Here is a 25,144-nt window from a genome sequence, read left to right on the forward strand (position 1 = left end):
ATTTTGTTATGAATTTGAATAATATTAATTAATATCATCCATTATAAGAGATTTTAGTTGAATACATACTATATGGTGTGTAAAATCTAAGCAAGTAGCAGTTTAAATATAAATTCGAGGTGAATGCATGCTAGATTTTAAGCAGTTAGAAGCGTGTTTGAAAGATAAGAGATTTGTAGACGGATTACAGGAAATAAATAATGAAATTGCATATATAAAAGAAACGAATACTTTATCCTATGGGAAGAATTGGCTTGCTAATATTCCTTCGCATAAGGAGTTTGACATATTAATTCGCCTTACTGATGAAGGGCTTATGCACCAATACAGTTCATTCCTCATTCGCTACGCTTATAAAAAATTCCCAAATATGAGAACGCTCTCTTTATATTGTGATGAGCTAATTGATGAGCGAAAAATTCTTGAAGCAGAGCAGCTGTTAAAAGAAACTTTAGAAGAGAGTAATAAAGAAGAAATAGATGCAGATTTTTTAGCGAAAACATATTTTACGTTAGTACGATGTCTTTTAGAAATGAAAAGAAATGAAGAAGCGCTAATGTATATGCAAAAAGCAGAGGAGTACAGTACGCGCGTAGTGTTTGATAAATGGGGCTACGTTTATATGCACACAGGCGAATGGGAGAAAGCGGAAGAACAATTTATTGCTGGCATGCAGCATGAAGATTGTAAAGAGTTATCTACCTATTTATTATCACAATTGTATGCGAATAAAGGAGAACAAAAACGTGCGATACAGTTAATTGATGATGCGATTGTAAAGTTCCCACAAGTACCATATTTTCATTTTGAGAAGGTAAAGTATTTATTAGATTTAGAGCAATATGAAGAGATGTTAGCGGTAATAGATAACATAAATACTCAGCTGCCATATCATGCTTATAACACTTACTTTGTACATTTACGTGCAGAAGCGCTGTACAAAATGAATAAATTTGCAGATTTACAAAAGCTATTAAAAAAAGAAAAGAGTTTAAAAGAATCTTTATATCATAATTTAGAAAAAAATCCGGATGGAAAAAAGGTTCACTTGCCGATAGTTCCTATTGTACAAAAGGATAATTATTGTGTTCCGACAAGTTTAGAGATGATGTTGCGTATATGGGGAGAGACACGTACACAAGATGAAATAGCAGAGTTTATTTTTGATATGACAGGATCGAAGTTTTCAGATACTGTTTCTTATTTGGAAGAATTAGGTTATGAATATCGTTATTTTAAAGGGAATGAAGAGAATTATAAGAGACTGATTGATGAAGGAATTCCTGTTTTATTAAGTATAGATATTGAGCATGCTTCACACGTACAAGTTCTATCTGGATATGATGATACATTGCAAGCTTTCTATGTTCAAGATCCAAACTTTATAGAACCAGTTCTTGTAGAATATAGTAAATTACAAGAAAAATATCGTTATACAGGCTGTTTAGCAATCACGTTTGTTCCGAAAGAAAAGAAGGCGCAACTAGCGTTTCTAAGTGAGGAAGAAAATCGTTATTTTAAATCTATTTTTTCTCTTACGGATCATTTAGATGAACATGACAAAGAGGGAATTAGTGACTTAGTACAATTTTTAAAAGAAACGAGTGATAATCCAAATACGTGGTTATATACGATAAAGCACTTAGATGTTGAAGTAGATAAAGAATTTATTTTATATTGTATCGATAAGTTAATGGAAGAGTTTCCGAACTCGGACTTTGTTAAATTGCATGGTGCACAGTGTTTTATTCGTCTTCAAGAAGTAGAGAAAGCGGAGCAAATGCTGACAAGCGTTGAGAGGAAAAATAATCGTGCTTTATATCATTTAATAAACGGAAGATATGCTTTTGAGCAGGAAAGTTATATAGAAGCGATTTCAAGCTTTCGTTCATCGTTACAATTAGACGCAGATCAGCCTATTGCTTGGAGTTTTCTCGCTTTATCCTATATGTATATTGATCAATCTGAAAAAGCATTGCAATACTCTCAAGTTGCGTTAGAGCGCAGTCCTGAAAGGTTCACTTTAACGAATCACGGTTTAATATTAATAGATTTAGAAAGATATGAAGAAGCATATGAAATCTTTAATGACTTGTTAAAAGAGTATAAATATGAAGCACATGTATGGTATGAACGAGCGAGATGTGCACATCAACTAGGAAAATTATATTTAGCAATAAAAGGGCTTAAAGTAGCGATTCATTTGGATAGTAATGCACCTTACATTTATACGAAACTTTCGGAAATATACGAATCTGATTTGAAGGATGAGGAAAGTACGAAAGAAATTTTATTAAACGGTATTGAGAATTGTGATGATAAAGCACCTCTTTACGTAAAATTAGGTGACTATCATTTTCAAAATGATAGCTTGGAAGAAGCAGAAGTATTGTATAAGCGTGCTTTAGAAGAAAACGATGAGGATGTTTATTCTCACTTCGGACTTACACAAGTGTATATGGCAAGAGAACAATACAAGGAAGCAAAAGAATACATTCTTGGTCTTGAGAAGCAAATTGAAAAGAGCCAAGATTTCCTCATGAATGCAGGAATGGTTTTATGGGATGCTGAACTTGAACTTGGTGGAAATGAAGAAGGGTTTAAAGTAGCGCTATCTAAGTTAGAAAATGGTATAAAGAAAAGCGATTATAATGTAGCAAGTGCGTTAGATGAATATGTGAATCGAATTAAAGGAACGGAATTTGTACAACGAGGTATAGCGTTTTTAAGAACGTTACACAAAGAAAGTAATGAAGTAAGTGAGTACGGTTGTTATGCAGGTATTTTATATGAATCTATTGGACAGTACGGCCAAGCGATGAAAAGATATAATAAGGCGATAGAACAAAAGGAAACGGCATTACCGTATTACCGAATTGGTGAAACACTTATGGCATTAGGGCAATTGACGGAAGCAAAACAAGCGTATGAAACATGTTTAGAGCTTGATGGGAATTTCGTAGGTGTACATTTACAGCTTGCGGAAATATACGAAAAAGAAGAAAACCGTTCTAAAGAACAAAGTCATATGGTTCAGGCGATGAAGGAAGAGCCGTTGCATATTAATATGGAATATTTGGCACAGCTTTCAGTAGATATGAATCTTCAGGAAGAATTGCTGACTGAACTAGAACAATTAGAGGAAGAAGTACCTGAAATATGGCGTTTAGATGCGATTGCATATGTGTACGGAGCGATGAATGAAATAGATAAAGAACAAGCACAGATTGAATACGCGCTACAATTAGATGGTGAGCATATAGAAGTTCTATATCATTATGCAAAAGTATTAGTGAAAAAAAGAAATGTAAAAGCAATTGAAGTTGCAATGAAAGTAATACAAAAAGATTTTGATAATGAACGTATATTTGATGTTTATGTAAAAGCAGTAGAGCAACATAAAAAATTGTCTAACATACGAGATTTTCTTCATACGTTAAAGGTGAAAAAAGCAGAAAGAAGTACAGCATTCATGTATGCTGCAGCTGCGGTTACGGAAATATGGATTGAACGCCAGCTGCATGAACAACCAAAACGATCTATCATTACGAGAGCTTTTTATCGTATGAAAAATCGTGCGAAAGAAATTTCAATGGTTACTATGATAATTGATTTATATGAAATCTCTTTAAAGTTAAATCCGAAAAATAGTATGGCAGCACAGCGATTTGCGCTATTTTATGAGAATGTAGAGATGAATAAAGAAGCAATAGAGATTCTGCACACGTCACTAGAAAATAGATGGGATTATGAAGTAGCGAAGCAACTTGTAAATCTTTTCGTTGAGTGCGAGGAAGAAGATATGTTAAGAGATGCTTTGGAATTAACGAAGCAAATGGTTCGAGAACTACCAGATGATTATGATACTCTTCTTCTGCAAGCACAAGTATTCTTTAAAGCAGGGGAAGAAAGAAAAGCAGAAAAGATTACCTTACAATTAACGGAGCAAACACCGTTCGTAAGTAGAGCATTTCTTGCTTTAGGAGAAATGTATCAAAGTCAAGAAAGGTTTGAAGAGGCAATTCATGTATTAGAAAATGCTTCTATACATCATCCAAATGAAACAGCAATTCTCCTTTCTTTAGCGTCTTCATATCATGGTGCCGGCCAAACACTAAAGGCAGAAAAAATAGCAAATGAAGTATTAACAATGGATGCAAATGATTTGTTAGCAAGATATGATCGTGCTTGTTATTTAGCACAGTTAAATAGAAATGAAGAGGCGAAGGAAGAGCTTGAAATTGTCCTTCGTGAGGATGAATCGGGATTCTTTGCTGAACTTATTGAGGATGATGAAAATTTAGCAGCATTGCGAGAATTTGAAAAGTAATTGTATAAGAATAGGGGATAAGGATAAGCATATATTTTGAATTAGTTGACAATTAGTTGTCAAATGGCATAAAATAACTTTTAATAAAGTATACAAATCTGAAGACGAGAAAGAGTAAAATAGTGAACTGTTCTCCAGAGAGCCGGTATATTGCTGAAAGCCGGTGGGCAGACGTTATTTGAAAATCATCTCCGAGGAGCCGAGGCTGAAAGTAAGTAAGCCCGGACGGATGTCTACCGTTACAAAGAACACGTATGATAGTACGTTGCTAAGCGCTATTAGTGAAAAAGCTAATAGAATTAGGGTGGTAACGCGGGTAAACCCGTCCCTACTTCATAGGGACGGGTTTTTTGTGTGCTTTTAAAACATTCAAAGGAGTGATTGTAGATGAAGAAAGTAGATGTAAAAGAGTCAGCTGTAGGGAGAGAAACACGTATTCGTAAGCAGTGGAACGAACAAAGCATTTTTGAACAATCAATTCAGAATCGAGAAGGCGCGCAATCGTTTGTGTTTTATGAAGGACCACCAACGGCGAACGGTTTACCACACGTCGGCCATGCACTTGGTCGGGCAATTAAAGATTTAGTAGCAAGATATAAAACGATGGCTGGTTATAAAGTAGTAAGAAAAGCAGGATGGGATACACACGGTTTACCTGTAGAACTAGGTGTTGAGAAGCAACTTGGTATTTCTGGTAAACATGAGATCGAAGAATATGGTATTGAACCATTTATTCAAAAGTGTAAAGAGAGTGTTTTCACATATGAAAAGCAGTGGCGTGAATTCACTGAAAGTATTGGTTATTGGGTAGATATGGATGATCCATATGTAACTTTAGAGAATCCATATATCGAAAGTGTATGGCATATTTTGGGGACGATCCATGAAAAAGGATTGTTATATAAAGGACATAGAGTTTCACCATACTGCCCAAGCTGCCAAACCTCATTGAGCTCACATGAGGTTGCACAAGGGTATAAAACAGTAAAAGATTTAAGTGCAACTGTGAAGTTTAAAGTGAAAGATAGTGAAAATGAGTATTTCTTAGGTTGGACAACAACGCCTTGGACACTTCCAGCAAACGTAGCGCTTGCTGTCCATCCAAATATGGAATACGTTAAAGCAAAACAAGAAAGTCATGTATACATTGTTGCGAAAGAACGTGTACAAGAAGTATTAAAAGAAAACTATGAAGTATTATCTGTTCATAAAGGCGAAGAATTATTAAACACATCTTATACAGCGCCATTTCCGATGAAAGAAGTTACAAATGGTTACCGTGTTATCGCAGCAGATTTTGTAACAGCGGATAGTGGTACAGGACTTGTTCATATTGCTCCAGCATATGGAGAAGACGATTATAGAGTCGTTCAAAGTGAAGGATTGTCATTCTTGCACGTTGTAGATGAAAAAGGTGAGTATACAGAAGCAGTACCATTTTTGAAAGGGAAATTTGTAAAAGATTGTGACGTGGATATCGTTCGTTATTTAGCTAAGGAAGGTTTACTGTATCATAAAGAAAAATATGAACATAGCTATCCGCATTGCTGGCGTTGTGATTCACCACTACTTTATTATGCAGGAGAAAGTTGGTTAATTCGAACAACTGCAATTAAAGATACCTTTTTACAAAATAATGATTCTGTTACTTGGTATCCGGATCATATGAAACATGGACGTTTTGGTAAGTTTTTAGAAAATATGGTGGACTGGAATATTAGCCGAAATAGATATTGGGGAACGCCATTAAACGTATGGGAATGTGAAAGTTGTAATCATCAGTTCGCACCGAAGAGCATTGCTGAATTAAGAAAGCATAGTACGAACGAAACACCAGAAGATTTGGAATTGCATAAGCCGTATGTAGATGAAGTGCAAGTCTGCTGCGAAAAATGCGGAGGCACAATGAATCGTACACCAGAAGTAATTGATGTTTGGTTTGATAGTGGTTCCATGCCATTTGCACAATATCATTACCCATTTGAAAATAAAGAGTTATTTGAAGAGCAGTTTCCAGCTGATGTTATTGCAGAAGGAATTGATCAAACACGCGGCTGGTTTTATAGTTTATTAGCAGTATCAGCACTATATACAGGAAAAGTACCGTATAAACGAGTGTTATCACTAGGGCATGTTTTAGATGAAGAAGGGCAGAAAATGTCTAAAAGCAAAGGAAATGCACTAGATCCAGTTGATTTAGTAGATAAGTTTGGTGCAGATGCGCTAAGATGGGCTTTACTTGTTGATAGTGCTCCGTGGAATGCGAAGCGTTTTTCTGAAAGAACCGTACTGGAAGCGAAATCTAAATTTGTAGATACATTAGTCAATGTGTATAGCTTCTACGTTTTATATGCAAATTTAGATGAGTATAACCCGAAAGAAACGTATGATGTAAAGCGTACGAAATTAGACGAATGGGTATTATCAAGATTGCATAGTACAACGAAAAAAGTGAGAACAGCACTTGATGATTATCAATTTACGAATGCAGCTCGTGAAATTGCAGTACTTGTAGATGAAGTGAGTAACTGGTATGTAAGACGCTCACGTAATCGTTTCTGGGAATCTGGTATGAACGCTGAAAAAGCTGCTGCGTATGAGACACTTCATGAAGTACTTGTAACAATTAGTAAATTAATTGCACCATTCACACCGTTTGTCGCGGAAGACATTCATCTTAATTTAGAAGGAAGTAGCGTTCATTTAGCTGATTATCCAGTTGTAAATGAATCACTACTTCAGCCGAAATTAGAAGCGGAAATGGATGCTGTTTTACAAGTTGTTGAACTTGGAAGAAGTAACCGTAATCAGCATTCTTTAAAAGTAAAACAGCCGCTAGCAGAACTTGTATTACTTGAGCATAACGAGAATGATATGGATTGGGAATCTTATCGTGATATCGTTATGGATGAGTTAAATGTAAAAGCGTTCCATGTTGAACTCGATGAAACAAAATACACATCATATCAATTGAAGCTCAATTTTAAAACAGCGGGGCCGAAATTCGGTAAAAATGTGAATGCAGTGAATGGTTGGCTAAAACAATTATCACAAGAAGAAGTACAAAACTTTGTAGCAACAGAAAGAGCAGTTTACGAAGCAACACCAGGAGAAGAAGTAGTTGTAACTGCTGAAGATGTGTTAGTTGAGAAAGTTGCAAAATCAGGATTCTCTAACACGACTAACGGACAATATACGGTTATGTTAGATACGAATGTAACGGAAGAATTGTTACAAGAAGGAGTAGCGCGTGAATTCATTCGTGCGGTTCAAGAATATCGTAAACAGTTGAATTTACCAGTTAATTTACGAGTCGATGTTATTCTCGATACAGAAGAAGAACTACAACGAACGTTAACGAACCATAAAGATTTATTGGAAGAAAACTTACTCGTTAAACAATTTACATTTGGTCACTTAACGAACGAAGACGATGAACTTTCTTTAGGTGAAACAAAACTTAGAATTAAATTAAGTGCAGCTAATTAAAGAAAAAAGGAAGTTGGAATGATTCCAACTTCCTTTTTCGTATGGAGGTAAATTAACTAGCTAATTTCCTCATAATCCATTCAATAGGCCCTCTAGAAAATTTCTTTCTCCATAATACGCTAAACAAAATACTGAAAATGAAAAATATAGTAGCAAATAATAAAACGAAAAGTAGTGTTTGATGTTCCATTCTATCGAATAGAATTAATGCTCCAATACCGATAAATACATGACTTACATAATGAGTTAATGTTAATTGACCTGTTTGTATAATGGAAGTAACAAACCAATTATTTTCATATTTTTCAGCGGAATAGAGACAAAGTATTAATATAGCAATAGCGGATCCTGTAGCAGATAAAATATATAATATATTTGGTAAAATGGGTCCTGTATTAAACAAAAATGTAGCAGCTTCTTTGCCAATGTGTGGAATGAAGTAGTATGTGAGCCCTTTTGATAAAAGTTCTATCAGTATGGTGAATGTAATACCGAGCAAGAGCAACCTATCTCTAATCTTTTTATTATGAAGATCTAATCTTCCAATTATCATACCGATTAAGAAGAACGAAAACCATGGGAAAAAAGGGTGATAACCATTAAAGAATAAATTGCGAAGAAAACCGTTTATTGTCCAGAAGTCTACATAGTTTATAAATGGAGTAGGGCCTCCCCAACCTTCGAAAGTATTGAAAGTAAGCTGAAGAGATTGTGCCAAGAGTAGGATAATAATAGATAACAAGAGTAATGCTTTTTTTCGGACTGTAATGAGTAATGCAGCAACGAAAAGGTAAACACCGTAGTAGTGTAATATATCCCCAGTCCACTCCATTACGTATAAAAATAATCCTAAAATAAATAAGAATAGTGCCCGTTTCCAGATGATTTTTCGGCTATTAGAAATTTTTATTTTTTCATTTCTAGCAACAGATGATCTAGTCATTAAAGATATGCCAATTCCAGCAAGTATAACAAACAAGGCAGAAGCTCTACCTTCAAAAAGTGACATGAAAGTTATTAAAAATGGGGGACCATTTCCTTCTGCACCTGTTATCACCATAAAATTAACAAGCAGCATACCAAACATCGCCAAAGCTCTAGCAAAGTCTAAGCCGATAATTCGTTTTTTAGTATTCAATTCAATCCCTTCTTTCAAAAATACTGTTTACAGCTTCCATCCATATTTGTCTATAATCTATATCCACATGTAACATCATAAAATTCCCGACATTATCAAGCACTAATGCTAACATATGAGCTTTTGAAACTAGATTTTTATTTTCAATCAATTGAAGCTCATTTGCTTTTGTAAGGAGGGATTCAAATCCTTGTAAATATTCTGTTTGCACAGTTAGTAATCGATCTTTGTACATATCATTTCTTGAAGATAGTAATACATATTCTTGCAACACACGATTAAAATAAGGATCGTTCTGCTGTTCATCAATTATTTTGAATCCAATTTCAATGCATTTGTCAATAAAATTTTCTTTCGTAAACTCTTCTGTATGGAAGAAGGAAGAAAACTGCATCGCAGCACATAATTCTGTGAAAATACATTCGATTAATGCATCTTTAGATTTAAAGTAATAATAAATGGACGGTTTAGCAATTCCGACTTCTTCAGCAATCATTGAATAAGTCGTTTTGGTAATACCATGTCCGGCAAACAGTCGATAGCTTGCTTCCATAATTGAAGAGAGTGTTTCTTCACTTTTGCTCATAATAAAGCCTCCTAAAAAAAGGTTATATAAATCGTATCATTCATTAATATTTTTTTCAACCTATCGTTAGGTAAAAAGTAGCCTATTTTTTTACAAAGTCATTTAAAAAGCTTAAGAGTTAAGGAATTGCTTTAGAAATATATTTCTAAAGTATTGTGTTCACTTTACACATAAATATTGAGAAAATTTCACTTACCCTAAATGAAAAGGTAATAGAAGTGTTTATAGAGAATTACTCGTAGATTCAATTTTTATCCCCCCATTTTGTGGGGAATGATTGCCTAGTGGTAATGGGATAAGGTTGAGCTACTTTATTAGGGGGAGTGGTTCTATGTTTAATAAAAAAATGGTGGCAATGGCAATGACTGTACCGTTAGTAATGGGGACGATTTCTACGGTTTCGGCATTGGAAAAACAACAGCAAGTAAAGTTAGAAGCTTATTCGCCACAGAAAAAAGCAACTGAATATTTAAAAGAAAATGCTGCGCAGTATGGATTGAAAACAGACCTTTCAGACTTGCAATATATTTCTACAACAGAAACGTCAGTAGCTTCATATGTTAGGTTCCAACAAGTTGTTAACGGTGCGCCTGTATTTTCAAAACAAATTACAGTTACTCTTAATGGAGAGGGAAAGGGAGTACTCGCTGTTTCTGATTATCAGCCTGTTACAGGTGTGAAGGAAGTAACGACAAAAATTAGTGAAAAAGATGCAATACAAAAATCAATGGCGTATGTTGGAGAAGCAAGTGAGCAAAATTTATGGGCTCCTACAGATAAAGAGTTCGGATATATTGTTGAAGAAGGAATTGCTCGTCCAGTATATAAAGTTGTAGTCCATTCTAATAATCCATTTGGTGCATGGGAAACATTTATTGATGCAGAAAATGGAAAGTTAATTAAAAAGGTTGATATAAACCGAAAAGCTGAAGGGTCAGGAAAAGTATTTTTACCTAACCCAGTCGTATCTAGCGGTAGTAAAGTAGGCTTAAAAGATAATAACGATGCAGATTCAACAGCTCTAACGAACCAACTGAAAACTGTTACGTTAAAAGGTTTAGATGGAACAGGATTTTTAATTGGAGAATATGTAACGATTTCTTCAAAAGCGAAAACAAAATCTACGAATTTACAATTTAACTATACACGCGCAAATGATAGCTTTGAAGATGTTATGTCGTACTATCATATCGATACATTGCAACGTTACATTCAAAGTCTAGGTTTTAAAAATATTAATAACCGTTCGATAAAAGTGAATGTTAATGGTACAACTGATGATAACTCATTCTATTCTCCATCAACAAAAGCTTTAACTTTCGGTACTGGCGGTGTTGATGATGCAGAAGATGCTGGTATTATCGCACATGAATATGGGCATTCGATTCAAGATAACCAAGTTCCTGGCTTTGGTAGTTCAGCAGAAGGTGGAGCGATGGGAGAAGGATTTGGCGACTTCTTAGGTGCTACATATGAAGATGCAGTATCGACTACTGGATATGGTAAAGCATGTGTTGGAGAATGGGATGCGACAGCTTATTCTAGTTCAGATCCAACATGCTTACGCCGATTAGATACGAATAAAGTATATCCGAAAGATATAACGAATGAAGTGCATGATGATGGTGAAATTTGGGCTCAAGGTCAATACGAAATGGCACAAGCTTTTGGCCGTGATGTAGCAACGAAAATCATTTTACAATCACACTGGTCATTAACACCAAACTCTAAATTCAGTGATGGAGCGAAAGCGATTAAGCAAGCGGATGCTCTTTTATATGGCGGACAACATGCTGCTGATATCGATCGCATTTGGGCAGCGAGAGGCATTAGTACGAATTAATATAAAAAGTCGTGGCATTAAGCCACGACTTTTTAATTTGCTTACGAACTGGTACTAGTAAATAAAGCTATATCAATGTTAGTGTGAATATATCCGGATCCCATTTACTTTTTAGCTTCTTTAAAAACAAAATGCTCTTTAAATTTTCTAGATTCAACTTTTTGACCATTTCGCATCGATCGGAATGGGTGTTCTTGCCATGTAATAATAACATCAACCTCATCCGCTTTTGTAGCAACAGGTAAATTAGCGTGTTCAAATCCAGTTTTTCCACTTGCTAAACGACTTTCCTTTAGGGAAAAGAGTTCATATTTCGTTTTCTTATTTGGTTCGTTGCGGAATACTTCGACGTTTACGTTATATACCTCACTATTCCCAACATTCTTTACTGAAAAATGATATGTTTGAAATTCATCTTTTTTAGCTTGAAGCATATTCTTGTTTGTTTTTTTCGGTTTATCAATATTCACTTGCCATTGATCAGAGTTTTGAGAGATTGGTAAAGATTTTGGTGAATAGGCGTATGTTTCGTTTACTACAATTAGGCAAAACAATAGGAGAAAGAAACTAATTGCTTTTTGCATATACACACCTCGCTATAAAATTTTTTATTAATATGCGTAAATAAATTGGGTTTTATGTAAAAATTGGAAAAAGGTGACGATTTGATTCAACTACAATTGAATAAATTGGAAGAGATAGTAAATGGTGAAGGATTACAAGAATCATTTCATTATATAGAGATGCAAGGCGTCTGTATTGACTCTAAAAAAATTACGAAAGGGAATTTGTTTGTTCCGATTATTAGGGTGAAAGATGGACATGATTATGTAAAAGAAGCGATGGAAAAAGGTGCGGCTGCTTCTTTATGGAAAAAGTCTTACGGTGATCCTCCAAAAGGAATACCGATTATTTTTGTAGATGACACATTACTTGCACTGCAAAAAATAGCGCGATATTACCGAAAGACAAGTAATGTGAAAGTTATCGGAATTACTGGTAGTAATGGAAAGACAATGGTAAAAGATATAATAAGCACGATATTAAGTACAACTTATCGTGTGCATAAAACGAAGGGGAATTTAAATAGTCAAATTGGTTTACCACTAACGATTTTAGAAATGAAACAGGATACAGAGTTTTTAATACTTGAAATGGGAATGAGCGAAACGGGACAAATTCGAAACTTAGCACAAATAGCACAGCCAGATGTAGCGATCATTACAATGATTGGACAGTCACACTTAGAAACGCTTGGATCAAGAGAAGAGATTGCGAAGGCTAAATTTGAAATTGTAGACGGATTAAATGACGGTGGACTGTTCTTATATAATGGTGATGAGCCATTACTTTCTCAAAATATTAATATGCTAGGTATAGAAGGTAAGTCGTTTGGTGGAAAGTATACAAATGATTTGTTTCCAACGAACGTACAATTAGATGAATATGGTGTTCATTTTAAATTAAATCATTCAAAAATACAGTACGATGTTCCCTTACATGGAAAACATAATATTTTTAATACGATTGTCGGAATCGCTGTAGGTCAATTTTACAAAGTCCCTATAGAAAAAATACAAGAAGCATTGCAGCAAATAAACATTACACAAATGCGCTTTCAGTTTTTAACCGCTAAAACAGGTTTTACAATTATTAACGATGCATGGAATGCCAGTCCTTCCTCCATGAAGGCTGCAATTGAAACGTTGCAGAAATTAAATGCCTATAAGAAAAAAATTATAGTGATTGGGGATATGTTGGAGTTAGGCAAGAAAGCTGAAACATATCATAGAGAAATTGGTGAAATGTTAAATGAGGAGAGCATTCAATATGTATTTACGTATGGAGAGTTAGCCAAAATTGTAGCGGAAGAAGCAAGAAAGAACTATCATACAGGAAAAATAAAGTCATTTGATAATAAAGCCAAAATAGCAGAGGAAGTATTGAAAGTTATAACGAAAAAAGATGTTGTTTTACTGAAAGGTTCACGTGGAATGGCTTTAGAGGAGATTGTACAAAACTGGATGTGAAAAATCAAAATATATTTAAAAGTGCTTGCATTTTATAGGATGAAGAGTTAGAATACTCTGTAAATATAAAAAGTGATGATCAGGAAAAGTACATGGTGCAAAGGTCTACAGAGAGCAGCCGGTTGCTGGGAAGGTTGCGATACCGCATGATGGAAAGACACCTGTGAGTGTTGCTTTGAACGTGATTATTAGTAAAAGCAAACGGTACCTACCGTTATCAGGGCTAAGATGGTCAGTATGACAATTTGGGTGGTACCGCGGAAAAAAATCCGTCCCTATTTATAGGGGCGGATTTTTGTATTCTTTGAAAGGGGGTGAGTGACCGTGGATGATGACGATGACAACAATAACGTAAATAAATATAAAATTACTGGAGGGAAAAATAATGGATTCAATAATGAAGCGTTCACTCACAAAAGAATGTACAAAGCAAAGTGGAAAGGTTGTATTACTTCAAGGATGGGTAAAAAAAATTCGGCACCTTGGAAATGTTAGTTTTTTATTATTACGGGACAGAACAGGAGTAATTCAATGTGTATTAGAAAATGAATTGGCCGGATATAAAGTTGATGTAGAAAGTGTTGTCCATGTAATCGGTGAGATAGTCGAGACGTCGAAAACGGAATTGGGTATTGAAGTACTTGCTCATGAAGTGAAAGTAATAAACGGTGCAGAGCCACTTCCATTTGAAATAAATAAAAAGAAGTTACAAGTTGGCTTAGATCAACTACTTAATGAGCGGGTAATATCATTAAGGCATGAGCGAACTGCAGCGATTTTTAAAGTGAAATCTACACTCGTTCAGAGCTTTAGTGAATTTCTAATAGAGAACGATTTCACACGTATATTTACTCCGAAAATTGTTTCACAAGGGGCAGAAGGAGGAGCAAATGTTTTTAAGCTTCCATACTTCCAAAAAGAAGCTTATTTAGCACAATCACCACAGTTCTATAAGCAAATGATGGTAGCGGGTGGCTTAGAACGAGTTTTTGAAATTGCACCTGTATATAGAGCGGAACATCATAATTCTTCCCGTCATTTGAATGAATATATATCGTTAGACGTAGAGCTTGGTTTTATTCATGATTTTTATGAAGTGATGCAACTAGAAACGGATGTTTTACGATATATGTTTCAACAAGTAGCGAAAAAATGTGAAATAGAACTACAACTATTACAAATAGAAGTACCTGTTATTACTGAAATACCTAAAATTACATTGTTAGAAGCACAAGAAATTTTGAAAAGTAAGTATCGTAAAGAATCTCCTGTAGGGGATTTAGATACAGAAGGTGAAAAGTTACTAGGGAAATATGTAAAGGAAACATATAATAGTGAATTTGTTTTCATTACACATTATCCGAAAGAAGCGAGACCGATGTATACGATGCAAAATAAAGAGAATCCAGCTATTACTGATTCATTCGACTTATTATATAAAGGGCTAGAAATAACGTCAGGGGCACAGCGAATTCATAATTATGAAATGTTACTCGCTTCGTTTAAAGAAAAAGGATTACACCCAGAGAAATTTCAATCTTATTTAAATACATTCCGATACGGTTGTCCCCCGCATGGAGGTTTCGGGATTGGGTTAGAAAGGATTGTATATAAAATATTAGAATTAACAAATGTACGAGAGGCTAGTGCTTTTCCGAGAGATTGTACTCGTCTTATACCATAATATTAAAACCCTTCTATGAATATAGAAGGGTTTTGTATATTTAAACATAAGTTAAAGAGAAGAAAAATATCTTTTTGTGTGAAAATATGTAAATTATATCGAGAACATTTTATAATAAATTGAGAAAAAGAAAATTCATAAGTTATAATGAAATGTGAATATAAAAAAAGTTCATATAATAATGGATGGAAGGGTATGAAACATGTTATATCAAACTCAAGCAACACAACAAACACCAGCTTATATAATCTATCTTCTTGATGTAAGCGCATCAATGAATCAAATGATGGATGTAGAGGGAGAAGAAAAAAGGAGAATTGACATTGTAACGGATGCTCTTTCTTTAGCAATTCGCCAAATGGTATTTCGTTCGACAAAAGGTAGTCGATTGCTTCCAAGATATAAGTTATCTATTTTAGCTTATAGCGATCAAGTTTTTGATCTTTTGGGTGGGGTGAAAACAATAGATGAAGTAGCAAGACTACGTCCACTAGAAAAAATTCAAACGCATCGTTTAACTGATACAGCAAAGGCTTTCTCTGTAGTGGAGAAGTTATTGCAAAAGGAATTACCGAATTTACAAGATGGGCCAGCTCCTGTTGTTTGTCATATGACAGATGGTGCTTCAACTGGCGAAGATCCAGAATTAATTGTGCGAAGAATTATGAATATGTCTGTACCTGATGGAAATGTACTAATTGAAAATATCTTTATTTCGGATGAAATTATGCAAGAACAAATTACTAGTATAAAGAAGTGGGAAGGGATTATGCCACATACAGAAATTACGGATGAATATGGTGCAAAGTTGCAACGACTTTCCTCTCCTATCCCTCAAAGTTATCGTGAGATGATGACTGAGTATGGTTTTCATATTGGGGATGGTGCAGTGATGATGTTTCCAGGTACAAATGCAGATTTAGTATCACTTGGATTTCAAATGTCTGCTGCAACGCCGGTTCGATAGGAGGGAGAAAAATAGTGAAGTATATCCTGTCGCAAGAAAAAGAAACAGTATTACAAGAGAAGAAAGGTGAAAATTTTACATATCGATATAGTTACGTAAGAGCTAAAGAAACGCAAGACTTAAATGAGAGTGGACAAGATTTTCTTATATTTCAAGATAATGGGACTAGTGTTACCTTTGCATTATGTGATGGTGTAGGAATGTCTTTTCATGGTGAAATCGCTGCGAAATTTCTTGGTATGAAGTTAGTAAACTTGTTTGATACATGTCAAGAAAGTGGACTGGATATTGCTACATTATTAAATGAACAGTTAAATAATTGGATAGAAGAAGCTTCAGAGGAAGTGAGTGCATTTCGCTTGCCAGAAGAAACACCGTGGTTACTACTTGATGTTTTGGAAGAAAAGCGAACAAAAGGTAGTGAAACGATGTTTATTGGCGGGAAAATAGAACTCATTCCAAATCAAGATAAAGTACAAATAACGATAGTTACACATGGTGATTCATTTGTACAATTGTTTCAAGATAAGGAGAATTGTTCGAATATAATGAAGTTTAATAGAAATATAGAGAAAAGATGGTCTACACAGCGAGGCATTATTGGTGGGGAATTGGCGGTTTTTTCAAAGGCATTATCTAGGCAAGAAGCTAATCGGATAGTTATTCACTCAGACGGACTTGTGCCGCTTATGCAGTATAATTTTGAGGAAGTGTTAAAAGAAATTGAGAGGGCACAGAACTCTCCGACAAGCGATGATATTTCATTTTTAGATGTTTCTTGGTAACAAACATGATGGAGAAAAAGGTGAATAAATGTGGAAGAGATTATTGTGACATACATAAAACAGTCAAATGAAGAAATTGATATTGCAATTCCAAATGACGTAAAAGTGGTGCAAATTATTGAAGCGATTTTACATCATGAAAAAATAGATGAAGCATTAAGCGAGATCTATGAAATTAGAGTGGCAAAAGATAAAGAAGAGTGGCATTCTATTCGAAATGATGAAACGTTACGCGATAATGATGTGTGGGACGGACAATATGTAATGCTACATAAAAAAGGAGCAATTATCCCTTCTTTTGAAATGATGCCAGCAGAAGAAGTTTATAATGAACCTGTTAAACAAGATATGTCTTCTAGTGAAGAAGATTATGTATGGAAAATCATTGAGTAATAGTTTTTGGATGGGGAAGGAGAAATGTTTTGTGCAAAAATCACCGTATTTTCAACGCTCTCCGCGTGTGAAAGTAGATATACCAACAGGGAATGTTATTATTCATGATCCACCGAATATACCGGAGGAGCCGAAATTTTCAATTGAAACGATGATATTGCCAGCGGCGATGACAATTTTGACGCTAGTATTATACTTTGTGATGATGAAGGTTATGAAAATGAATTCAAGCTATATGCCTCTTATGATGGTTTCTAGTATTCCTATGTTAGGGTCATATATATTTACATCGATGGGGCATTTACGTAGAAAGAAAGAACATCGTCAAATGGTTGAACAATTACAAACAAGATACTTAGAGCAAATTCAAAAGCGTCGAGTGGAATTAGATACGTTAAAGGTTGAACAAGCAAAGTATTTAATTACACAAAATCCAAGTCCATTAAAAAGTGTGCAAAGAATTGAAAATCAAGAAAGTAACTTATGGGAGCGAACACCCGAAAGCCCAGATTTTTTAGATATTCGTATTGGAACGGGGGAAAGGCCATTCCTTGTAGAGTTGAAAGTGCCTGAGCAGAAAGGCTACGAAGAAAATCCATTAGTTACAGAAGCACAAAATGTCAAAAGGGATTTTACTACAATTCCTAATGGACATATTTCAATATCTTTGAAAAAAAATGATGTAATCGGTGTAGTTGGAAATAAAGAGGATAGGTTGAACTTTATTCGAATTGTAACGACGCAAATTATGACACATCATGCGCCAAATGAAGTGAAAATAGCAGCCTTTTATCATGAGAAGGAGAAAAAACAATGGGATTGGATGAGATGGCTTCCTCATGTATGGGATGAGCAGAGGAGTATGCGTTTTCTATCTGAAAATCAACAAGACGCTCAGAAATTAGCTGAAGCGTTGTTCACACCACTTAATATGCGTAGAATTTATAATTCCTCTGCACAGGCGGATGCGAAAATACCTTTAATCCCAATTTATGTATTTTTCTTATCTGCGAGAGAGTTTTTAGAGGATGATCCTCTAATTCCAATGTTACTTAGAGAAGGAGAAAGTGTCGGAGCATCTACGTTTATATTTGCAGAACAGAGAGAACGATTGCCGATGGAATGTGATCTTGTTATTAGCTTAAACGGAGAAAATGGTGAGTTAGTAGAAACATTTTCAAGCTCAGCTGAAAATAGCGGGACAACGCGTGCTAGTTTTAAAGTAGACCGACTTTCATTCGAACGATGTGAATCAGGTGCGCGAAGTATTGCTCCTATTCGAATGAAAAGTTCTACAGCGGCTAACATACCGAAAGTATTAACTTTTTTAGATTTGTTTCAAGTGAAAAAAATGGAAGAGTTACAAGTGCTAGAGAGATGGGATAAAAATCGATATCCGACTTCATTGCCGGTTCCAATCGGTGTAAGAGAAGGAAGTAAACCTGTGTTTCTAAATATTCACGATAAAATTGAGAAGAAAGGACATGGTCCGCATGGTTTAATGGCTGGTACAACAGGTTCAGGGAAAAGTGAAGTGATTCAGTCTATTATAGCCGCATTAGCGGCTACCTATCACCCTCATGAGATGGCATTTATGCTTATCGATTATAAGGGTGGCGGAATGTCAAACACATTTGCAGGATTACCACATATTATCGCATCTATTACAAACTTAGAAGATCCGAACTTAATTGAGCGTGCAAGAATATCATTAAAGGCGGAATTAGAGAGAAGACAAAAATTGTTTATTCAGGCTGGGAATGTTCAACATTTAGATGAATATTATGAAACAAGCTGGCGTGAAAAAGAACCTTTGCCACATTTATTTATTGTCATTGATGAGTTTGCTCAAATGAAAAAGGAACAACCAGAATTTATGGACGAGCTAATTAGTGTCGCTGCAATAGGAAGGACATTAGGAGTTCACTTATTATTAGCAACCCAAAAACCTTCGGGGGTTGTAAATGACAAGATTTGGAGTAACTCGCGTTTTCGAATTTGTTTACGTGTCCAAGATGATGCGGATAGTCGTGAAATGTTAAAGATTCCAGATGCATCAAAAATCAATGTACCAGGACGAGGGTATCTCCAAGTTGGTAGCAATGAAGTATTGGAATTATTCCAATCAGCATGGAGCGGAGCACCTTATAATCCAGATGAAGAGAAAGTTCTTGATATTGTTGATTTTACAGAAGTTAAGCTCTCGGGTGAAAGAATAAAAGTGAAAAAGCGTCCAAAACCAATGACAAATAGTCCAAAGCAATTACAAGCTTTTATTCAATATGTACAGAACGTATCCGAAAAAGAAAATATTACAGCGTTGCCAGGACCTTGGTTAGCACCTTTACCAGAGAAACTATTATTAAATCAATTCTATGAAATAGAGAATTGGAATGCGGATGTATGGAAGCAAAGAGAAGATAAATTGCAGTTAACGGTAGGACTAATCGACGATGTGGCAAATCAAGCGCAGTATCCTTTGAAATTAGATGTTCAAGAGGGGCATTTAAATATTTACGGTATGCCAGGTACAGGAAAAACGACTCTATTACAAACAATTATTATGTCTCTGGCATTGTCTCATACACCAGAGGAAGTAAACTTCTATGTAGTTGATTTTGGTCGCATGTTTTTAGACTTTAGAGATTTACCACATGTGGGTGGAATTGTACAAGAAGACGAAGTTGAAAAAATGAAACGGTTGTTTAGCTTTTTGAAGAAGGAAGTCACATATCGAAAAGAATGTTTTTCTGATAGGGGAGCAAAATCTTTCGCGATGTATAACCGAATGGTAGAAACAAAGATTCCAGCTATTGTCGTAATGATAGATGGTTATATTAGGTTCCGTAGTGAGTATGAGAAGGAAAATGAAATTTTAGAGCAATTATTACGTGAATCAAGTACGTACGGTATTTCTTTTCATTTATCACTCAACCAAACAACTGATATGTTTGACCGTGTTCGTAACAATATTCCGATGGCAATTTCGTTTGAATTACAAGATAGAACAGAATATTATAGTTTAGTTGGAAGACCAAACTTCCCATTAATTGATGTACCATCTGGACGTGGTTTAGCGAAAGGGCAGCCCCCAGAACTATTCCAAGCAGCATTGCCTTTCATTGGAGAAAATGAATTGGAATATTCTAAGCAATTAAAAACAATTATTCAAAAAATGAATGGAGCATGGACTGGAGAGAAAGCAAAATCAATTCCAATGGTTCCGAAACAGTTGTTTATTGAAGACATGCTAGAGCAATCAGAATCGTCACAAATTTGTGTAGGTATCGAAACAGAAGATATTCGCTTGCAAAACTTTTCATTGGAGGAAATGACAAATATTTTCATTGGAGGAAGAATTGAAGGTGGTAAGACATCTTTATTACAAACACTAATTTTTTCTCTTACCTATCAACATGCACCTGAAGAAATTGAATTATTCATGATTGATTTAAGTGAAAAAACAACGGGTATTTTGGCTCTTGGAGAATTACCACATGTTAAAAAGCGAATTACAGATGGAATGCAATTAAAAGAAATGTTAGATGAGCTGCTAGAAGTAATAAATAATAGAGAAGTGGTCATGCCGTCTTTAAATCCAAATGAAAAAATGAAATTTCCATATTCAAGGATTATTATTGTTATTGATGATATTGATCAAATGCTGGCGTTATTATCTACTGATTTTGATGCGAAAAATAAAATAGAGCAAATTGTTCAAAATGGAAGAAATAAAGGGATCCATTTTGTTGCAGCTGCTACAACTTCAAGTGTAACTAATTATTCACATGAAAAATGGTTTGCGGAAATCAGAAAACGAAGCTGTAGTTATTTATTAGGCACTACGCAAAATAATGATGTGTATTTCTTTAATATAAAGCTCAAGCATACGGAAATGGATCAAGAATTCCAGAGTGGGGAAGGATATTTTGTACGCAGGAAACCTATGAAAGTAAAATGTGCTTTTACACCACTACATTTACTACATGATTTAACAAAAAAGATTGCTAGAAAATGGTTAGAATCGACAGAAAAAATATAAAACTGGGGTAATTTGCAAAAAAATACTATTTTTTTGTAAACTAACCCTTTAAAAATAGTGTGAATATAGTTTATAATCTAATTGTTATGATATTAATAGATTGAAAGGGGAAAAGCAGAATGGCAGAAATTAAAATTACACCTGAACAACTTGATCAAATCGCTGGACGCTTTACAAACGCAGCAGCTGAAGCTCAACAACAAATCAATAACCTTGGAAATGAAATTCAGAGTTTAGAGGGACAATGGTCTGGGGCAACACAAGATAAGTTCAGAGCGAACTTTGAAAGTGCTAGACAAGAAATGCAAAAATACATTCCGATTCTAGAACATATTTCTACTGATTTGAAAAACATTGCTACTAACTTCCGTAACGCGGATAGCTCATATTAATAGCAGAACAATTGCAAAAGACCAGGAGCTATTGTTCCTGGTCTTTTCTTTAAAAATCGTCATATGAGAGCAAGGGGATAAAATGGGATTCAGGCCAGAAGTAGGAGAAAAAATTATTTTAAATAAAGATGCGTATCATTTTTCAAAGCATCCAGCAGTTATGGGAATTGATATGCCATATGGGCAAGAAGGTAGACAAGGAACGGTATATCAGCTACAACATGAAAATAGTGTAGAACGAATAGCATTAAAAGTTTTTAAGGAACGCTATCGTGATGAAAAACATCAATTAGTATTTTTGAAACCACTTTCTTCCTTAGCGGGTCTTAAAGTATGTTCACGCTACATTGTTACAAAAGAAGAACATACATCTGTAATTGAAAAGTCAGAAGATCTTGCGAATAGTATTGTGATGCCTTGGATTGAAGGGCCAACTTGGGCTGATATTTTACAAGAGCAACGAATGCTATCAAAGCAACAATGTTTTTTTATTGCAGAGGCATTTCTAACAACACTTAAGATAATGGAAGAAAATGAGATTGCTCATAATGACTTGTCATCTAGTAACGTACTAATACCTTTTCTAAGTGAAAATCCTATTGAAGGTCAACACCGTATTGAGCTTGTTGATGTTGAGCAAATGTATGGCCCAAAAACGAAAAGACCTTCATTATTGCCAGCAGGTTCAGCGGGTTACGCACCAAAGTATTTGACAAGTGGAGTATGGCAAAAAGAAGCCGATCGATTTGCTGGTGCTATATTATTAGGAGAAATATTAAGTTGGTGTAGTGAAGAAGTTCGAAATAAAAAATGGACTGATGCAAGTTACTTTAAAACGGAAGAAATGCAGACAGAATGTGAAAGATATGCATTACTTCAGCAAGTATTACATAATCAATGGAATGGGGAAATTGCACAGTTATTTAAGCAGGCATGGAATAGTAAAACTTTTGCAGAATGTCCAAGCTTTGCACAATGGCACGATGCATTTAATAGTGCAAGAGAGATAATAAAAATTGATACAGAAAAGCAGTCAGAACAAGAACAGTCTCTTTTTGTATCGAAATGTTTGGAAATTGCAAGATTATTAGAAGAGAGAGGATTTAAGCAAGCGGCATTATATGAATATAAAACAATTTTCAATTCACTTAATCCATCAACTGCTCTAAAACAAGAACTCGCATATATCATTCAAACAATAGAGAGTCAAGAGCCTGGAATAAACTCAAAAAAGGTGCTACAAAGTTATTTGGAACTAGCTACTGAATTGGAGAGAGAAAACAATGCAGAATTTGCTTGTTTCGTCTATTCACGAATCGTACAATTTCCAAACATTGATCATGCGTTAAAAAAGGAAATTGAAAGCATTATTGAGGAGATAAAAGAAGAACAAGAAACATCATTTACGGAAGCAGCAGCTACAATTACAGTTCCAAATAGCATTCTACAGAGCCGAAAACAAACAAAAAAACAAGTTGAATATGATATAGATGATGAAATTTTAAATGCAAAAGCATCGAATCAACCTCTTACATTAACGCATGAACAAAAAGAACCGTCTGCCTTTTCAAAATGGTGGAGCAAAAATAAAAAACGTATTTTGATCATTGGTTCAATTACAATTGTCGTTATAGGTGGTGCTACGGCGTATTACTTCTATACAACGAATGCTAAATATCAACACTTTATGGAACAAGCAAGGCAAGCCTATCATGATAAAAAATATAAACTTGCAGAAGAGGCTGTTGGTCATGCAATTGCAGTGAAAGGAAAAGACGAAGCGCATCTTCAATTAGCAACAATTTACGTTGCTGAAGGAAAGAATAAAATTGCAATCGACTATATTACCAAATTAATAAAGGATAGAGAAATTGATAAAGAAAATAATGAAGCTGCCTATTTATTAGCTTCAGCAAATTTCCGCATTGGAAAATATCAAGAAGCAGTTCCGAATTTCGAACAAGCATTAGCGAATAATGCAAAAGGAATTGAACCGTATAAAAAAGATGCAATGAGAGATTTAGCTGTAAGTCATATGAAGATGAAAGAATTTGAAAAGGCGGAAGACGTTATCGTCAAAATGAGCACGAAAACAAATGAAGATAAGGCGATTGTTTCGTATTTAAAAGGACAACTAGCTACGGCAACTGTGCAGTTAGACAAAGCTGAATCGTTCTTTAAAGAAGCTATTACACAAGATTCAAAGAACGCTATATATACAATTGAACTTTCAAACTTATATGTGCTTTGGAATAAAACAAATTTAATTGATAGTGCGAAAAAAGAGGCGAATTATCAACAAGCATCTCAAGTATTACAAGCTGCAATCCAAAAGGATATGAAAAATATAGAGTTACTAAATCAACTAGGAATTGTATATTATGAAGCTGGTCAATTTTACGAATCGCGAGATGGTGGAAAAAGTAATGCTGCGTATCAACAAGCATTAGAAGCTTATAATCGAGTTGTCAACAGTGGGACCCGAGATACAAATACACTTGTGAATATAGGGATTTTATACGATAAAGTGGGACAAGGAAATGAAGCCGAGAAATTTTTCGCAGAAGCATATTCGCAAAATGATGAAGATCCACATGTGAATTTTGCATTTGGGATGTTCAAAATTAAACAAAAAAAATATGAAGAAGCGAACCGCTTCTTAAGAAAAACAGTACAAGCAAATGAAAATGAAGCTGAAGTAAGAGCAGCACAAGAAAAACTAACAGAAATGAAAACAAACGGCTGGATTCAATAAAGATGGGAAAAGGGGAAAATGCATGGAAGAGAACAATAATAATTTAGGGAAAAAAGTTGCTATATCAGTAATGTCAGCAGCTTTACTTGGAACATCAGGATATCTTGTGTATGACAAAGGATTTAGCACAGCAGGAAGAGAAACCGTAAAACTAGCAAGTAATACAGAAGAGAAAAAAGATGATCGTATTACAGGAAGCAATTTACAGTCTATGTTCCCAAATTTAGTTGCTGATCCTGCAAAAAAAGATGACAAACCTGGCGAAAAACCAAACGTTAATTTAGCAGACCTAATCGGAAATAATAAATCACCAATTACACCAGTGACGTATAAGCCAGATGATGTGTCGGTGGAAAAGAAAGATCCACTAATCAAATTATCAGATGCACCAGCGCCACAAAAGCCGGAACTGCCAACTAATATGGGTGGTCCTGTGGTGGAGCCAGTTAAAAATAATGATAATGTTCAATTACCTACACCTACTGTAGAACCACCAAAAACTAATACCGGAACAGGAGGAACTGGAACAGGAGGAACTGGAACAGAAGGAACTGGAACAGGAGGAACTGGAACAGAAGGAACTGGAACAGGAGGAACTGGAACAGAAGGAACTGGAACAGGAGGAACTGGAACAGAAGGAACTGGAACAGGAGGAACTGGAACAGAAGGAACTGGAACAGGAGGAACTGGAACAGGAGGAACTGGAACAG

Annotated in this window: 14 protein-coding genes, 1 pseudogene and 2 other annotated features; of the genes and pseudogenes, 12 read left to right on the plus strand and 3 right to left on the minus strand. The window is 35.1% G+C overall.

Annotated elements, in window-relative coordinates; genetic code table 11:
• Window positions 1-127 precede the first annotated feature (127 nt).
• Window positions 128-4,330 carry a bacteriocin-processing peptidase family protein gene (locus CQ064_RS11940; RefSeq protein WP_000883814.1) on the plus strand — a complete coding sequence of 1,401 codons (4,203 nt, stop codon included), beginning with the start codon at window positions 128-130 and terminating at the stop codon, window positions 4,328-4,330.
• A 92-nt stretch (window positions 4,331-4,422) separates the two neighbouring features.
• Window positions 4,423-4,663, plus strand: a binding site (T-box leader).
• Between the two features lie 54 nt (window positions 4,664-4,717).
• Window positions 4,718-7,819, plus strand: coding sequence for an isoleucine--tRNA ligase (gene ileS / locus CQ064_RS11945; protein ID WP_000754896.1), 3,102 nt, complete (start codon window positions 4,718-4,720; stop codon window positions 7,817-7,819).
• A 52-nt stretch (window positions 7,820-7,871) separates the two neighbouring features.
• On the opposite strand, the gene CQ064_RS11950 is transcribed toward ileS, so the two are convergent.
• Together CQ064_RS11950 and CQ064_RS11955 are read right to left on the minus strand one after the other, a co-directional pair.
• Complete coding sequence (locus CQ064_RS11950) at window positions 7,872-8,957, minus strand: DUF418 domain-containing protein (protein ID WP_001093112.1); 1,086 nt, start codon at window positions 8,955-8,957, stop codon at window positions 7,872-7,874.
• A gap of 1 nt (window position 8,958) precedes the next feature.
• A complete protein-coding gene (locus tag CQ064_RS11955; RefSeq protein ID WP_000045217.1) occupies window positions 8,959-9,543 on the minus strand; it encodes a TetR/AcrR family transcriptional regulator in 585 nt (194 codons plus the stop codon).
• A gap of 331 nt (window positions 9,544-9,874) precedes the next feature.
• On the opposite strand from CQ064_RS11955, the gene CQ064_RS11960 reads away from it, so the two are divergent.
• On the plus strand, window positions 9,875-11,386 hold the full coding sequence (locus tag CQ064_RS11960) for a M36 family metallopeptidase (RefSeq protein ID WP_000482274.1): 1,512 nt from the start codon (window positions 9,875-9,877) through the stop codon (window positions 11,384-11,386).
• Window positions 11,387-11,490: 104 nt separating this feature from the next.
• Here the strand turns inward: CQ064_RS11960 and CQ064_RS11965 are convergent, their stop codons facing one another.
• Window positions 11,491-11,970 (minus strand): hypothetical protein, encoded by a 480-nt coding sequence (locus CQ064_RS11965; RefSeq protein ID WP_001167912.1) that lies wholly within the window; start codon window positions 11,968-11,970, stop codon window positions 11,491-11,493.
• A gap of 81 nt (window positions 11,971-12,051) precedes the next feature.
• On the opposite strand from CQ064_RS11965, the gene CQ064_RS11970 reads away from it, so the two are divergent.
• The 9 genes and pseudogenes from CQ064_RS11970 to CQ064_RS34045 all read left to right on the plus strand — a co-directional run.
• Complete coding sequence (locus CQ064_RS11970) at window positions 12,052-13,416, plus strand: UDP-N-acetylmuramoyl-tripeptide--D-alanyl-D-alanine ligase (RefSeq protein WP_000615481.1); 1,365 nt, start codon at window positions 12,052-12,054, stop codon at window positions 13,414-13,416.
• A 66-nt stretch (window positions 13,417-13,482) separates the two neighbouring features.
• Window positions 13,483-13,696: a binding site (T-box leader), on the plus strand.
• A 105-nt stretch (window positions 13,697-13,801) separates the two neighbouring features.
• Complete coding sequence (aspS, locus tag CQ064_RS11980; protein WP_000377339.1) at window positions 13,802-15,100, plus strand: aspartate--tRNA(Asn) ligase; 1,299 nt, start codon at window positions 13,802-13,804, stop codon at window positions 15,098-15,100.
• A 202-nt stretch (window positions 15,101-15,302) separates the two neighbouring features.
• Complete coding sequence (locus CQ064_RS11985) at window positions 15,303-16,067, plus strand: vWA domain-containing protein (protein WP_000966848.1); 765 nt, start codon at window positions 15,303-15,305, stop codon at window positions 16,065-16,067.
• An 11-nt stretch (window positions 16,068-16,078) separates the two neighbouring features.
• On the plus strand, window positions 16,079-16,852 hold the full coding sequence (locus CQ064_RS11990) for a hypothetical protein (protein WP_024927870.1): 774 nt from the start codon (window positions 16,079-16,081) through the stop codon (window positions 16,850-16,852).
• Between the two features lie 30 nt (window positions 16,853-16,882).
• Complete coding sequence (locus CQ064_RS11995; RefSeq protein ID WP_000391139.1) at window positions 16,883-17,245, plus strand: ubiquitin family protein; 363 nt, start codon at window positions 16,883-16,885, stop codon at window positions 17,243-17,245.
• Between the two features lie 31 nt (window positions 17,246-17,276).
• Window positions 17,277-21,287, plus strand: coding sequence for a type VII secretion protein EssC (gene essC / locus CQ064_RS12000; RefSeq protein WP_001172772.1), 4,011 nt, complete (start codon window positions 17,277-17,279; stop codon window positions 21,285-21,287).
• 119 nt (window positions 21,288-21,406) lie between these two features.
• Entirely contained in the window at window positions 21,407-21,679 is a 273-nt protein-coding gene (locus CQ064_RS12005; protein ID WP_000807833.1) for a WXG100 family type VII secretion target, read from the plus strand.
• An 82-nt stretch (window positions 21,680-21,761) separates the two neighbouring features.
• Window positions 21,762-24,434 carry a tetratricopeptide repeat protein gene (locus tag CQ064_RS12010; RefSeq protein ID WP_000506911.1) on the plus strand — a complete coding sequence of 891 codons (2,673 nt, stop codon included), beginning with the start codon at window positions 21,762-21,764 and terminating at the stop codon, window positions 24,432-24,434.
• 22 nt (window positions 24,435-24,456) lie between these two features.
• A pseudogene (locus CQ064_RS34045) lies at window positions 24,457-25,144 on the plus strand (hypothetical protein); the annotation flags it as partial.

The organism is Bacillus sp. MYb78, assembly GCF_002975115.1.
Lineage (GTDB): Bacteria > Bacillota > Bacilli > Bacillales > Bacillaceae_G > Bacillus_A > Bacillus_A cereus.

Excerpts from the sequence above, each read along its gene's own strand:
- CQ064_RS11940 (WP_000883814.1), top strand. The coding sequence starts at position 128 with ATGCTAGATTTTAAGCAGTTAGAAGCGTGTTTGAAAGATAAGAGATTT.
- ileS (WP_000754896.1), top strand. The coding sequence starts at position 4,718 with ATGAAGAAAGTAGATGTAAAAGAGTCAGCTGTAGGGAGAGAAACACGT.
- CQ064_RS11960 (WP_000482274.1), top strand. The coding sequence starts at position 9,875 with ATGTTTAATAAAAAAATGGTGGCAATGGCAATGACTGTACCGTTAGTA.
- CQ064_RS12010 (WP_000506911.1), top strand. The coding sequence starts at position 21,762 with ATGGGATTCAGGCCAGAAGTAGGAGAAAAAATTATTTTAAATAAAGAT.
- CQ064_RS11985 (WP_000966848.1), top strand. The coding sequence starts at position 15,303 with ATGTTATATCAAACTCAAGCAACACAACAAACACCAGCTTATATAATC.
- CQ064_RS11955 (WP_000045217.1), bottom strand. The coding sequence starts at position 9,543 with ATGAGCAAAAGTGAAGAAACACTCTCTTCAATTATGGAAGCAAGCTAT.
- CQ064_RS11965 (WP_001167912.1), bottom strand. The coding sequence starts at position 11,970 with ATGCAAAAAGCAATTAGTTTCTTTCTCCTATTGTTTTGCCTAATTGTA.
- CQ064_RS12005 (WP_000807833.1), top strand. The coding sequence starts at position 21,407 with ATGGCAGAAATTAAAATTACACCTGAACAACTTGATCAAATCGCTGGA.
- aspS (WP_000377339.1), top strand. The coding sequence starts at position 13,802 with ATGGATTCAATAATGAAGCGTTCACTCACAAAAGAATGTACAAAGCAA.